Origin of the sequence: Nonomuraea sp. NPDC059007 (assembly GCF_042740555.1) — a bacterium.
Taxonomy (GTDB): domain Bacteria; phylum Actinomycetota; class Actinomycetes; order Streptosporangiales; family Streptosporangiaceae; genus Nonomuraea.
The window spans coordinates 129,786-144,417 of record NZ_JBHYJD010000013.1 but is presented as its reverse complement, the minus strand read 5'-3'; the positions used below and the strand labels follow the sequence as shown (position 1 = coordinate 144,417).

General features: G+C 73.3%; 7 protein-coding genes. 6 read left to right on the top strand and 1 reads right to left on the bottom strand.

What is annotated here, in order from left to right; translation table 11 throughout:
• Positions 1–139: 139 nt before the first annotated feature.
• From ACFWY5_RS23015 to ACFWY5_RS22990, 6 genes are all read left to right on the top strand, one after another.
• A complete protein-coding gene (locus ACFWY5_RS23015) occupies positions 140–3,307 on the top strand; it encodes an FtsX-like permease family protein (RefSeq protein WP_379634164.1) in 3,168 nt (1,055 codons plus the stop codon).
• Positions 3,304–5,871: an FtsX-like permease family protein gene (locus ACFWY5_RS23010; RefSeq protein ID WP_379634162.1), complete on the top strand. Its 2,568-nt coding sequence runs from the start codon at positions 3,304–3,306 to the stop codon at positions 5,869–5,871. The genes ACFWY5_RS23015 and ACFWY5_RS23010 overlap by 4 nt, the downstream gene beginning before the upstream one ends.
• Positions 5,872–6,020: 149 nt before the next feature.
• A complete protein-coding gene (locus ACFWY5_RS23005) occupies positions 6,021–9,197 on the top strand; it encodes an ABC transporter permease (protein ID WP_379634160.1) in 3,177 nt (1,058 codons plus the stop codon).
• Entirely contained in the window at positions 9,194–11,836 is a 2,643-nt protein-coding gene (locus tag ACFWY5_RS23000; protein WP_379634158.1) for a hypothetical protein, read from the top strand. Before ACFWY5_RS23005 ends, ACFWY5_RS23000 begins: the two co-directional genes overlap by 4 nt.
• Before the next feature lie 2 nt (positions 11,837–11,838).
• The gene (locus ACFWY5_RS22995; protein WP_379616572.1) at positions 11,839–12,759 is read left to right on the top strand and encodes an ABC transporter ATP-binding protein; all 921 of its coding nucleotides are present in this window, start codon (positions 11,839–11,841) and stop codon (positions 12,757–12,759) included.
• On the top strand, positions 12,752–13,450 hold the full coding sequence (locus tag ACFWY5_RS22990; RefSeq protein ID WP_379634156.1) for an ABC transporter ATP-binding protein: 699 nt from the start codon (positions 12,752–12,754) through the stop codon (positions 13,448–13,450). Before ACFWY5_RS22995 ends, ACFWY5_RS22990 begins: the two co-directional genes overlap by 8 nt.
• On the opposite strand, the gene ACFWY5_RS22985 is transcribed toward ACFWY5_RS22990, so the two are convergent.
• On the bottom strand, positions 13,404–14,585 hold the full coding sequence (locus tag ACFWY5_RS22985; protein ID WP_379634154.1) for an MFS transporter: 1,182 nt from the start codon (positions 14,583–14,585) through the stop codon (positions 13,404–13,406). The two genes, ACFWY5_RS22990 and ACFWY5_RS22985, sit on opposite strands and share 47 nt — an antisense overlap.
• Positions 14,586–14,632 lie beyond the last annotated feature (47 nt).

The window sequence follows — 14,632 nt, the reverse complement described above, 5'->3', positions numbered from 1 at the left end:
ATCCAACACCTGGCCCCGCTCACGACGCACGCGAATTTCAGTGAATGTCACGATTTCCGCATCACATGGGAATCTCGGCTGGATCACCATTGAGCCCGCCGCCATTGCCCGCCCACAACGCTCCCCTGATGGTGGACCCATGCGGGGGCTGTTTGTCATCAGGCGGGCGTTCAGCGAGCCTCTGCTGTTGCTTGCGGCCTTCTTCTCCATCCTCCTGGCCACCGCGACCCTGGTGGCCCTGACGATGTACGCCTCCACGATCACCGAGGCGGGCGTGCGCCGTACCATGGCCACCGCCGCGATCCCGGACAAGGCGGCGGTCCTGTCCGCACCGGTGACGAAGGAGAACTTCCGCCAGATCGACGCCATGGTGCGCGACCAGGTCAAGCGTGCCTACCAGGGCCTGCCCGCAGCGGTCACGGCCACGGCCAGATCGGCCACGTACGTGGCGCCAGGGCAGCTCGGCCGCAAGACGCCGGAGCTGTTCACCTTCGGCCTGTACGAGGGTCTGGGCGAACACGCCAAGCTGGTCGCCGGGTCCTGGCCACGGCGGGGGAACGTGGTGGAGGCGGCGCTCTCGCAGCCGGTCGCGACCGCGCTCGGGCTGGCTCCCGGCCGGACGTTCACCACCCGGGGGCGGGTGGACAAGGCGCCGGCCACCGTCCGCGTCTCCGGGATCTTCCAGCTCGACGACCCGTTCGGGGAGCGGTGGTTCGCCGAGCCGCTGCTGGTGCGCGGGGCCGAGGTGGGCAACTACACCACGTACGGCCCGCTGGTGGTGGCACCCGAGACGTTCCTGGAGCGGTTCGCCGACCATGTCACCGTCACCTGGCTGGCGGTGCCGGACCTGCGCGAGCTCCAGCCGGACCGGCTCGGCGCGTTCGCGGCCGACGTGGCCGGGACGAAGGAACGCCTGGCCCAGGCGGGCTGCGTCAACTGCGGCGCCACCTCCCGCCTGCCCGAGGTCATCGCCCAGCTCGACACCGCCGCGCTGGTGGCGCGTTCGACCATGCTGATCCCGGTGCTCCAGCTCGTCCTGCTGGCGGGTTACGCGCTGATGCTGACCGCCCGGCTGCTGGCCGACCACCGGCGCATGGAGGCGGCGCTGCTGCGGGCGCGGGGTGCGGGCGGCGTGCGGCTGGCGGTGCTCACGGGCGCGGAGGCGTTGCTGGTGGCGGTCCCGTGCGCGGGGGCGGCGCCGTTCCTCGCGCCGATACTCCTCGAAGCGGCGAGCGCGGGGGCGGGGGCGGGGGCGGGGGCGTCGGAGGTTCGCGCAGGGCTGGGGGCCTTTGTGGTGGCGGCGCTCGTCGCGGGCGCCTGTGCGGTACTGCTGGCGCTGCCCGCCCTGGCCGGGGCCCGCCGTACCTATGTCGAGACGCAGACCGCGCGCGCCCGCAGAGGGCTGGTGCAGCGGGCCGGGGCCGACCTGGTGCTGGTGGGGGTGGCGGCGCTGGCGATCTGGCAGCTCCGGCACTACGGGGCGCCGGTGACGGCCACCGCGGCGGGCGGGCTGGGGGTCGATCCGCTGATCGTCTCCGGCCCGGCGCTGGCGTTGCTGACCGGAGGGCTGGTGAGCCTGCGGCTGGTGCCGCTGGTCTCCGGGCTCGCGGAACGGCTCGCCACCAGACAGACGGGCCTGGCCCCCGCCCTGGGCGCGATGCAGGTGAGCAGGCGGCCGCTGCGGTACGCGGGCCCGGCCCTGCTGCTGACCATGGCCGTGGCGATCGGCGGCCTGTCGCTGGCCACCGCGGCCACCTGGCGAACCTCCCAGAACGACCAGGCCGCCCACCAGACCGGCGCGGACCTGCGCGTCTCCGACCCGCCCGAGAACCACGAGCTCGGCGTCCTCGGCCGCGGCGGCACGTTCGCCGCGCTGCCGGGCGTGCAAGCGATCAGCCCGGTCTACCGGGGCAGCGCGGACGTCGGCGGCACGGACGTCACGATGCTCGGCGTGGACGCGGCCAAGATCGGCGGCATCATGCGGCTGCGCGCCGACCTGTCGGCCGACCGGGTGCCGGACATGGCGAAACGGCTGCTCGCCGGACGTCCCGGCATCCCGGTGATCCCGTTGACGGGTGACCGGCTCCGGCTCGGTGTCCGGCTGGAGGCGCGGGAGCCGGTACCGGTCAAGGTCAGCGTCGTGGACGGGCTCGGCGTCTGGCGGGAGCTCGCCCTCGGGCCGCTGGAGCCGGGCGCGCGCACGCTGGAGGTCGACCTGCGCCCGCTCTACGGCCGCACGGGCACGGCAGGCGCCTTGTTCCTGCGCGGACTGACGTTCGATCTGCCGGTCCCGGCCAGGGGCACGGCGACCAGGATCACCGTAACCGGCCTGAACGCCCCAGAAGGCGCCCCGTGGACCCACGCCATCCAGCGCCCCGGCCGCCTGCACGGCGGCGAGCTCACGCCGACCCCCGGCGGCTTCACCATCGAGGTACCGGCCCCCGAACCCGCCGAAGCCCCCGCGGACCCACAGCCACTGGTCGTCACCCTGGGCAAGGGCCACCTGACGGCCTCGCCGAGCGATCGGCGCCACCCGCTGCCCGTGGTCGTCTCGCAAGACCTGGCCGCCATCATGAAGGCGCGCGTCGGCCAGGTCACCGCGGTGGCGATCGAGGGCCGCAACACCGCGGTGCGCGTGGCGGGCATCGTGGACGCGCTGCCTTCGACGGCCGCCGGGCGGCCCGCCGTACTCCTGGATCTGCCCACGGCGCAGGCCCGTGACCAGGCGTGGGCGCTGCCGCCGAAGCCCGTCACCGAGTGGTGGGCCGCGGCGCGCGGCGGCGACACCGCGCCCGCGGTGGAGAGGTTACGGCGCACGCCCGCGTGGGGCGCGAGCGTGGTGGATCTGCCGTCGCAGGCGGCGAAGCTGCGTGACGACCCGCTGGCGGCGGGGCTGGAGGGGGCGCTGACGCTCGGGTTCGCGGCGGCGCTGGCGTTCGCGGTGCTCGGGTTCCTGGTGAGCGCGGCGGTGGCGGCGCGCGAGCGGGCCGGTGAGCTGGCGATTCTGCGGGCGCTGGGGATGAGCGGGCGGCAGATGTTCTGGTTGCTGGCGGTGGAGCAGGCGTTCGTGATCGGGCTGGCGATGGGGGCGGGGATCGGGCTGGCGGTGGTGGTGGGGTATCTGGTGGTGCCGCACATCGTGCTGACCGGGCAGGCGGCGGCCGTGGTGCCCGCCGTGGCGCCGGTCTTCCCGTGGGCGGCCACGCTGGCGATGGCGCTGGCGGTCTGCGTGGTGTTGTTCGGCGTGGTCGCGGGGCTGGCGGGCAGCCTGCGCCGCCGGGCGCCGCTGGTCAGGGAGGACCTGTGAACCCGCTGCGCCTGGCCAGGACGCACGCCGGGGCGCTGGCCGTGCTCGCCGCCCTGGTGGCCGCGGCGGCGCTGCTGGTGGCGGCGCTGCCGAAGACGATGGAGGCGGCCTACGACCGGGCGTTCGCGCACTCGGTGGGCTCCGCGTCCGCCGACCGGACCGACCTGACGGTCGAGTACACCACCCAGGACGACCCGCCCGAGCACCGCACCGCCGCGGACTTCGCGCGCCGCGACGCGCGGCTGCGCGAGATCCTGCCGCCGGTCCTGCACCGGACGGTGGGCCCCGGGCATCAGCGTGCCTCCACGTTCAACCTGCCCGTGATGAAGGGGCCGGCGGCGGACGGCCCGCTGTTCGTGGACCCGACCTGGGTCTCCGGCGTCGAGCAGCGCGTCCGCTACGTGGCAGGGAGGCCTCCGGGCCCGTCGGACGGCAGGCGCTTCGAGCTCGCGATCGTCAGGCCGGCCGCCGAGGCGATGAACATCCGGGTCGGCACCCGGCTCCAGCTCGGCACCGTCGGCGTCATCGACGCGACCGTCACCGGCCTGTTCGACGTCGTGGACCCCGGCGACCGCTTCTGGGACCACAACCGGGCCGTGCGCGCGATCAACCGCGTGCCGATCCCCGGCTCCGACATCTACGAACTGCACGTCGACGCGCTCATCTCACCGGAGAGCCTGCCGGTGCTCGGCGGCGGGCAGCGGCAGATCCACTACTCCTGGGTGATCCCCGTCGACACCGCCAAGGTCACCGCACGTGAGGCGCCCGCGCTGCCCGCGGCGATCGCCGAGTACGACCGGCTGGCCGGCGTCGAGGCCGCCGACCCGTGGAACCGCTTCGTCCTCATCACCCGGCTGCCGGAACTGCTCGGCAGGTTCCTGGGCGAACTGGCCACCGCGCAGACCGTGATGACCGTGGTGCTGGGCGGGCTGCTGGCGGTCTCGCTGTGCGTGGTGCTGCTGGCCGTACAGCTGATGGTGGAGCGGACGGACCGGGCGCTGGCGCTCGCGCGGGCGCGCGGCGGGTCGCTGCGGCAGGTCGCCGGCGCGGGGACGGGCCTGGTGGCGCTGGCCGCGCTGCCCGCCGCACTGGCCGGGTACGGGCTGTCCTACGCCGTGCCGGGCCCGCTCACTCCGATCGTGCACGCCGGTCCCGCGCTGATCGCCACCGCCGTGGCGGCGGGCGCGGCGGCGCTGCTCGCGGTCCGGCACCGCGCACCCCTGCACGAGCGGCGCGCCGACGTCGTGGCGGCCCGGCTGTCACCGGCGCGGATCACCGTGGAGGCCGCGGTGGTGGCGCTGGCGCTCGGCGGCGCGTTCCTGCTGCGCCTGCGCGGGCTGGCGGTCGGGGACCCGTTCCTGGTGCTGGTGCCGTTCGGGCTGGCGGTGGCGGTCGCGGTGATCACCGTGCGCTGCTATCCCTTCCCCCTCCGCCTCCTGGTACGGCTGGCCGCGCGCCGTCGCCGGGCGGTGCCGTTCCTGGGCCTGACGCTGGCGGCCAGGGCCCGCTCGTTCTCGGTGCTGCCGGTGCTGGTGCTGCTGCCCGCGCTGGCCGTGTCGGTCTTCTCCGCGGTGGTCGCCTCGGGCATCTCGACGGCACAGGAGCACGTGGCGTGGAACGAGGTCGGCGCCCACGCCCGCCTGCAGGCCTCCGGCGTGTTCTCCCCGGAGGCGGTCGAGCGGGTGCGCCGGGTCCCGGGGGTGAAGCGGGTGGTTCCCGCGCAGATCGCCACCGTACGGATCGCCGAGCGCCATCCCACCCTGGTGGCCATCGATCTGGAGGCCTACCGCGCGATCGTGGCCGGCACGCCGCTCAGGCCGCCGGGCCCGCTGCGCGACGGTCCGGGGATTCCCGCCCTGGTGCCGCCCGACCAGGTGGGCGCCGAGCTCACGGTGACGTGGAACCAGCAGGTGAAGCTGCGGCCCCAGGGCTCGGTGACCTCGTTTCCCGGGCTGGGCGACCTGCGGGAGTTCGTGGTGACGCCGCTGGACGTGCGGGCGCGGATGCGCCGCGAGGTGGAGATCACGACGTTGTTCGTGGAGGGCGACGGCGTGGCGGCGGCGGATCTGGCGGAGGCGGCGGGCGCGGGCGTGCGGGTGCGCACCTTCGGCGACGCGCTGCGGGCGATCGAGGACGAGCCGCTGACGGCGACGGTCCAGGTGGTCTTCCGCGTGGTGACGCTGGCGCTGGGCGGCTACGCGCTGGCGGCGGTGGTGCTGGCGCTGGTGGTGGGCGCGCGGGAGCGGGCGCGGGCGCTGTCGTTCCTGCGTACGCTCGGGTTGTCGGCGGGGCAGGCGCGGCGGCTGACGGTGCTGGAGGTCACGCCGATGATCCTGCTGACGGCGCTGGCCGGTCTGGGGCTGGGTCTCGGGCTGGAGCCCGCGCTGGGTCCGGCGATCGACCTGTCGGCGTACGCGGGCGGGGCCGCGGTGGCGGGGACCGAGGTGTGGTGGCCGCTGTTACTGGCGGCGACCCTGGCCCTGGTGTCGGTTCTGGGCGTTTACGTCCACATTTGGCTTGGCCGCCGGGCAGCCGTGGGCGCGATACTTCGCGTGAATGAGTAATAGAGTCCAGGTCCTGTGCGATTTGTGTCACAGTTTCGATATCACATGCGCATCGCCGCAGCGTATCGGGTGCGCATCCCTTACGAAGATCACCTTGCCCTCGACTCCGCCGATCCTCAAAAGTTCACTAAACGGGTGAAGGGGGTCATATGCGGGGGCCGTTGATCGTCAAGCGGGCGTTCAGTGAACCGCTCCTTCTCCTCGCCGCCCTCGGCTCCATCCTGCTGGCCACCACCACGCTCGTGGCCCTGACCATGTACGCCTCCTCCATCGCCGACGTCGGCGTCCGGCGCACCATGGAGACGGCCTCCTTCGGCAACACCGCCGTCACGGTGACCGTTCCGGTCAAGGGCGAGACCTTCCCGAAGCTGGACCAGGTCATCCGCGAGCAGGTGGGCAAGCTCTTCACCGGGGTGCCGACGGCGATCGGCGCCAGCTTCCACTCCGACTCCTTCGCCATGCCCGGCCAGGAGCGCAAGGAGCGCCCGGAACTGCTCAGGTTCGGCAGCTACGACGGCCTCGACCGGCAGGCCAAACTCGTCTCCGGCGTCTGGCCGCGCGACGGCGCGCAGCCGCTGGAGGCCGTCGTCTCGCAGCCCGCCGCCTCGGCCACCTCGTTCAAGGTCGGCCAGGTCATCACCACCCAGGGCCGCGTGGACAAGAAGACCCGCCAGGTGAAGATCGTCGGCATCTTCCAGCTCGACGACCCCTTCGGCGACCGCTGGAGCGGCGAACCCCTGCTCAGCCGCGGCGTCGAGACCGGCTCCTACACCACCTACGGCCCGCTCATGGTCGGCCGGGACACCTTCCTCACCCACTTCGCCACCACCGTCAGCACCACCTGGACCGCGCTGCCCGACCTGCGCCAGGTCTCCCCCGAGCAACTGCGCCCGCTGGCCGACGGCGTCAGCGGCCTGCGCGAACGGCTCCGCTCGAACGGCTGCTCCGAGTGCACCGCCATCAGCCGGCTCAACGGCGTGCTCACCCAGCTCGACACCGCCGCCCTTGTCTCGCGCTCGACCATGCTCATCCCGGTCCTGCAACTGCTGCTCCTGGCCGCGTACGCGCTCATGCTCACCGCCCGCCTGCTGGCCGACCACCGGCGTATGGAGGTCGCGCTCCTGCGCTCGCGCGGCGCCGGCACCTGGCGCCTGGCCTCCCTGGCCGGCGGCGAGGCGCTGCTGGTGGCCGTCCCGTGCGCGGTCATCGCGCCGTTCCTCGGCCCGCCGCTGCTGGCCGCGGTCAACACGCTGCCGTGGATCCAGGCCTCGGGTGTACGGCTGGCGCCCGTCGCCGACCTCGGCACCTTCCTGGTCTCCACCTCCGTGGCGCTCGTGTCGGCGGTGCTCCTGGCGCTGCCCGCCCTCGCCGGGGCCCGCCGTACCTATGTGGAGGAACAGTCGGCACGCGGCCGCAGCGGCGCCCGCGGCCTGATCGAGCGCGCGGGCGCCGACCTGGCGCTGCTGGTCGTGGCCGGGCTGGCGATCTGGCAGCTGCAGCACTACGGCGCGCCGGTGACCTCGACCACCACCGGCGAACTGGGCATCGACCCGCTGATCATCTCCGGCCCCGCCCTGGCGTTGCTCACCGGCGGCATGCTCGGCCTGCGCCTGGTCCCCCGCATCTCCAAGATCGCCGAACGGTTCACCACCAAGCGGGCCAGTCTCGCGCCCGCGCTGGGCGCCTGGCAGGTGGCCAGGCGGCCGCTGCGCTACTCGGGACCGGCGCTGCTGCTGACCATGGCGATCGCCATCGGCATCGTCTCGATGGCCACCGCCTCCACCTGGCGCGCCTCGCAGAGCGACCAGGCCCGCCACCAGGCGGGCGCGGACCTGCGGCTGACCGGCCCGCCGGACGGCGGTGAGCTCGGCACCCTCGGCAGGGGCACCGCCTTCAGCACGCTGCCCGGCGTACGGGCCGCCGCCCCCGCCTACCGGGGACGCGCCGACGTCGACAACGCGTTCGTCAGCCTGATCGCCATCGACGCCGCCAAGCTCGGCCAGGTCTTCCAGCTGCGCTCCGACCTGTCCGCCCAGACGGTCGCCGAGCTCGGCGCCGGGCTGACCGCCGGCCGGCCCAAGACCGCTCCGGTCACGCTGCCCGGCACCCCGCGCACACTGACCGTGGACGTACAGGCGCCCTTCGGAGCCGTCCCCTTGCAGGTCGTGCTCTCCGACGCGCTCGGCGTACGCCACGCGCTGCCCGTCGAGGCGGTCGCCAAGACCGTACGGCAGGCCACCCTCGACCTCACCGCCCTGACCGGCCGCGGCGGGAAGGTCAGCTACCCGCTGGCCGTCGAGGGCTTCATCTCCGGAGTCAGCGAGACCGACCGCGAGGCCCGCGTGCTCGCGCTGCGCGCCGACGGCCGGGAGGTGAGCGTGCCCGGCGGCCTGCGCTGGGCGGGCGCGGACCCGGCCGGCCGAGAAGGGCTGTTCACCATCGAGTCCGGCCGCGAGGGCGCGGTCGTGATGCCGGCGCCCCCGGGCGTGGACCCGGACAAGATGCTCCTGCCTCCGCGCGCGGCCGGCGCCACGGTCAACGCGCCGCTGCCCGTCGTGCTCACCGCGGACCTGGCCGCCGCGCTCAAGCTGAACGTCGGCCAGGTCGCGCCGATCACCTTCGAGCGGCAGGTCATCGAGGTCAAGCTGACCGGCGTGGTGGAGCGCATGCCCACGACCACGCCGGAGCAACCGGCCGTACTCGTGGATCTGAAGACGCTGCAGGACCGCACGCTCAGCGCGGGCGAGATCCCGCTGCCGGCGACCGAATGGTGGCTGAACACCGGCGGCTCGTCCACCGCCGCGTACGAGAAGATCAGGACCAACCCCGTCTGGAACGTCACCGCGCTCGACCAGCGGCGGCTGGCGACGGAGCTGCGTGACGACCCGCTGGGCAGCGGCCTGCAGGGGGCGCTGATCCTCGGCTTCCTGGCGGCGCTGGTCTTCGCGGCGCTCGGCTTCCTGGTCAACGCGGCGGTGGCGGCGCGCGAGCGGATGTCGGAGTTCACCATCCTGCGGGCGCTCGGCGTGAGCTTCCGTCAGGTGTTCGGGCTGCTGGCCATCGAGCAGACGTTCGTCATCGGGCTGTCGCTGGCGGCGGGGACCGGGCTGGCGGTCGCCGTCGGATACCTGGTGGTGCCGCACATCGTGCTCACCGGCCAGGCCGCGGCGGTCACGCCGGACGTGCGGCTCGACATCCCGTGGCCGGCCACGGCGGCCATGCTCGTGGTGGTGGCCGTGGTGTTGTTCGCCATCGTCGCCGGGCTGGCCCGCAGCATGCGGCGGCAGGGTCTCGGTCAAGTGCTGCGCATCGGGGAGGACCAATGAAGACCCTGCGGCTGGCTCGGGTGCATCCCGGCGCCCTCGCCATGCTCGCCGTCCTCACCCTGAGCGCCTGCCTGCTCATCGCGGGCATGCCACGCATGATGCAGGGGGCCTTCAACCGGGCGATGGCGCAGGATCTCGACGCCGCCCCCGCGCAGCAGGCCGACCTGACCGCGCTCGCCTCCTCCAACGGGATCCGGCAGGACATCGGCTCCGTCGAGCAGTTCGAGCGCTGGGACGTGGAGCTGCGCAAGCTGGTCCCGGCCGGGCTGCGGACCGTCGTGCGCCCTCCCGGCGCGGGCACCTCGCACATGAGCGCCAAGACCTCGCGCACCCCGGTGCACAACACCGGCGGCATGAGGTACATCAACCTGGCCTGGCTGTCCGACGCCGACCGGCGCGTGCGGTGGACCGAGGGACGGGCGCCCGGCAAACCCTCGACCACGCGCTTCGAGAACAACGACATCCCCCTGTTCGAGGTCGGCGTCGTCGCCGACGCGGCCAAGAAGATGGGGCTCACGATCGGCGCCCGGCAGATCATCGGCGAGAGCGACTACGCCGCGATCAAGGTGGTCGGCATCTTCAAGGCGGTCGACCCCGGCGACCGCTGGTGGAGCCACAACGGCGACGCGCTCAACGTCAACGAGGTGCAGCCGCCGGGCAAGCTGGACCTCGAGAAGTCCGTCACCGCGCTCATCCCCCCCGCCGCGCTGGCCGTGCTGAGCGGCCAGGCCCGCCAGCTCGACTACCGCTGGGTCCTGTCCGTCGACACCGCCGCCCTCGCCAAACTCGACCCCGTCGCGGTGCAGACCGCCATCAGGGAGTACGACAAGGCGCTCGCGCTCAACGCCAAGGGCGACTTCGCCCACCGCCTCGACACCCAGCTCGCCAACCTCATCGCCGCCTTCCTCACCAAGCTGGCCACCGCGCAGACGATCATGTACCTGGCGCTGGGCGGGCTGCTCATGGTCGCGCTCGGCGTCATCGTGCTCGGCGTGCAGCTCGTGCTCGACCGCATCGACCAGGCGCTCGGCCTGATGCGGGCGCGCGGCGGCGCGCTGCGCCAGATCATCGCGACCGCGGGCGGGCTCACCGCCGCAGCCCTGTTGCCGGCCGTCCTCGCCGGGTACGGCCTGGCCTACCTCGTACCGGGACCCGCCGTCGCGCTCGTGCACGTCGGCCCCGCGCTGCTGCTGCTCACCGGCATCGGCTACGCCTGCGCCCGAGCCGCCCTGGAACATCGCGCGCCCCTGAACGAGCGGCGCGGCGACGTGGCCACCGCCAAGCCGACGGCCAAGCGGATCACGCTGGAAGTCCTGGTCATCGGGCTCGCCCTGGTCGGCGCGTACCTGATCCGCACCCGCGGCCTCACCACCGACGTGGCCACGCAGGGGCAGGACCCGTTCCTGCTGTTCGTCCCGATCGCGCTGACGCTGGCCGCCGCGCTGATCACCCTGCGCTGCTATCCCTATCCCCTGCGCCTCATCGTACGGCTGGCGGCACGGGCCCGGCCCGCCGTACCCTTCCTGGGCCTGACCAGGGCGGCCCGCGCCCGCTCCTTCAGCGTGCTGCCGGTCCTGATCCTGCTGCCCGCGCTGGCCGTGTCGGTGTTCGCCTCGCTGATCTCCAGCGGCATCGTCCGCACGCAGGAGGTCGCCGTGTGGCAGAAGGCCGGCGCGCCGATCCGCGTCGAGTACTCCGGCATCTTCACCGACGAGGCCATCGCCCAGATCGGCAGGACACCCGGCGTCGACCAGGTCGTCCCCGCACAGCTGGGGAAGGTACAGATCGGGTTCACCGCCGAGCGGGCCGACATCCTCGCCGTCGACCTGGCCGCGTGGAGCAAGCTCATCGCCGACACCCCGATCACCCTGCCAGCCCAGCCCGGCGGAGACGGCATCCCCGCGCTCGTCTCGCCCGCCATGAAGGGCCGCGGCACCATCGACGTCGGCTGGCAGAGCCGGATGAAGGTTCGCGAGGCGGGCGTCATCGAGAAGGTGCCCGGGTTCTTCAGCCAGGGCCGCTTCCTCGTCGTGCCACTGGACACCAACCAGCGGGCCGGCACCCGCGTCAACGTCAACACCCTGCTCATCAGCGGCAGCGCCTCCCCGGCCCAGGTGCGGGCTGAGGCCGTCAGAGCCGTCGGCGACAGCGCCAAGCTGATCTCCGTATCCGGTGCCGCCGAGGCCCGCGCGGCCATCACCGGTGACGCGCTGACCGGCACCGTTCTGGCCATCTTGCGGATCGTGACCGTGGCGCTGGCGGCGTACGCGCTGGTCGCGGTCGTGGTGACCCTCGTGATCAGCGCGGCGGAGCGGGCCGCGGCCCTGTCGTTCCTGCGTACGCTGGGGTTGTCGGCACGCCAGGCACAGGGGCTGACCGTCCTGGAGATCTCCCCGATGATCGTGCTGACCTCGCTGGCCGGGCTCGCGCTCGGCCTCGTCCTGCCCGCCGCGCTCGGCCCCGGCGTCGACCTGTCGGCCTACACCGGCGACCTCGACGTCCAGAGCTACGACCTCGACCTGCTGACACCTACACTCCTGGCCGCCGGGCTGACCGGCGTCGCCGTACTGGGCGCCTACGCGCACACCGCCATCAGCCGTCGCCGCAGCCTCGGCTCCGTACTCCGAGTGGGTGAGTGAACGTGAACCCGACCCTGTCCGAGCTGGAAGCCCAGGCGAGCCAGGAGAAGGCCGCCTTCGGCGGTGACGCGCACATCGTCTGTGACAACCTCGTCCGCATCTACAAGACCGAGGGTGTCGAGGTCGTCGCCCTGCAGGGCCTGGACCTGCTGGTGCAGAAGGGCGAGCTGGTCGCCATCGTCGGCGCCTCCGGCTCCGGCAAGTCGACGCTGCTGAACGTGCTGTCCGGCCTCGACGTCCCCACGGCCGGCCTGGCCAAGGTGGCCGGCACCGACCTGCTGTCCATGGCCGCCAAGGACCGGCTGCGCTACCGGCGCGAGGTCGTCGGCTTCATCTGGCAGCAGACGGCGCGCAACCTGCTGCCGTACCTGACCGCACGGGAGAACGTCGAGCTGCCCATGAAGCTGGCCGGCAAGGCACGCAGGGGCCGGGCCGCCGAGCTGCTGACGCTGCTCGGGGTCGACTACTGCGCCGACCGCAGGCCGTCCGAGATGTCCGGCGGCGAGCAGCAGCGCGTCGCCATCGCCGTGGCGCTGGCCAACTCCCCGCAGCTGATCCTCGCCGACGAGCCCACCGGCGAGCTCGACAGCGACACCTCCGAGGAGGTCTTCCACGCGCTGCGCAAGGCCAACCGCGAACTCGGCGTCACCGTCGTCATCGTCACCCACGACCCGCTCGTCTCCGAGCAGGTGGACCGCACGATCGGCATCCGCGACGGCCGCACCTCCAGCGAGACGCTGCGCCGCGAGGGCGCCGAGGGTCAGATCGTCGCCGAGGAGTACGCCGTCCTCGACCGCGTCGGCCGCCTCCAACTGCCCCGCGACTTCATGAACGCCCTGGAGCTGGAGCGGCGCGTACGGCTCGAACTCGAGTCCGACCACATCGGCGTATGGCCCGCGCGAGAGGAGAGCAACGGTGAGTGAGCCCCTGGTCGTCGTCGACGGGCTGCGCAAGGTCTACCGGACGGGCCCCAAGGAGGTCGTGGCCCTGCGCGAGGTGTCCTTCCAGGCCTTCCCCGGCGAGCTGATCGCCATCCGCGGCCGGTCGGGCTCCGGCAAGACCACGCTCCTGAACCAGATCGGCGGCCTGGACCGTCCCGACGCCGGCCGGGTCATCGTGGCGGGCGAGGAGGTCACCGCGATGAGCGAGGACTCCCTGCTGGCGCTGCGGCGCGACACCGTCGGCTTCGTCTTCCAGTCCTTCGGCCTCATCCCGGTGCTGTCGGCGGCCGAGAACGTCGGCGTGCCCATGCGCCTCGCGCGCACGCCCGTGGAAGAGCGCGAGAAGCGGGTACGCATGCTGCTGGCCCTCGTCGGCCTCGAACAACACGTCAACCAGCGCCCCTACGAACTGTCCGGCGGCCAGCGCCAGCGCGTCGCGATCGCGCGTTCCCTGGCCAACCGGCCGAGGCTGCTCATCGCCGACGAGCCGACCGGCCAGCTCGACTCCCAGACCGGCCGCCAGATCATGCAGCTCATCCGGGCGCTGGTACGCAGCGAGGGCGTGACCGCGCTGGTCGCCACCCACGACCCGAGCCTGATCACGCTGGCCGACCGGGTGCTGGAGATCAGCGACGGTGTGGTTCAGGAAGCGGCGCTGCTGCAGGAGTCCTGACCAGGGCGGCGAGGTTGGCCGCCACCACCAGCACCCCCGCCGTCAGCAGCAGCCCCGTGCCGCCGGTCACCCCGGCCAGCGGCACCGCCACGGCCAGCCCGAACGGCCGCGAGGCGAACGAGATCAGCTGGTCGAACGACCGCACCCGCCCCAGCGCCGCCTGCGGGATCTCCCCGGCCACCACCGTCTCCCACAGCGGGCTCAGCAGGCCCAGCCCGAACATCGCCACCAGATAGGCCCCCGCCAGCACCCAGACCGGGGCGGCGAACGCCAGCGCGGCCATCGGCAGCACGTACAGGGCCGCGCTCACCTGGACCACCACCAGCGGGCGGCGGATGGGCAGCCTGGGGGCGGCGAACACGCCCGCGACCAGGCCGACGGTGCCGCACTGCACGATCAGCACCCAACCGGCCTCACCGGCCGTGCCCGTGACGGCCAGCGGGCCCAGGGTCAGGAAGAGGCCAGCGGCGAAGTGCCAGACGCCGTGGCCGAGCACGCTGGTCAGGAACCAGGGGCGCCGCCTGACCTCCTGCCAGCCCTCGCGCAGGTCGGCGCCGAAGGTGCGGCGGTGGGCGGGGTGGGGCGGGCTTGCCGTACGGACTGAGCCGAGGGTGAGTGCCGAGCACGCGAACAGCAGCCCGGTCAGCAGCGCCGCCCAGCCGGGACCCGCCACGAGCACCACCCCGCCCGCGAGCGCTGGCGCCACCACCGCCGACAGGCTCGTCGCCACTCCGATGCGCGCGTTGACGCGCAACCGGTCCCGCTCGGGCACGACCGCCGCCACCAGCCGGGGTACGGCCGGCATCCCGAACGCGATCGCCACCCCCGCCGCGGCCGAGAGGACGGCCAGATCGAGGATCCGGTTCACGCCGAGCAGCAGTTCCACGCCGATGCCGACCTGAGTGAGGCACCGGGCCAGATCCGCGGCCAGCGCCACCCGCTCCGGCCTCATGCGGTCGGCGAGCACCCCGCCGATCGGCAGGAACAGCAGCAGGGGGACGAGTTCGGCGGCCAGCACCAGCCCGAGGTCGGCGCCGGAGCCGGTGGTGCGCAGGACGGCGAGGGTGAGGGTGGTGGGGATCAAGGCGGTGGCGAGGGCGGACAGCGCGCGCCCGGCCAGCAGGCGGTTCGTCATGGCCTCGGATGGTATTTCGCTGGCGAATGTTTCGTCAACAAAATACT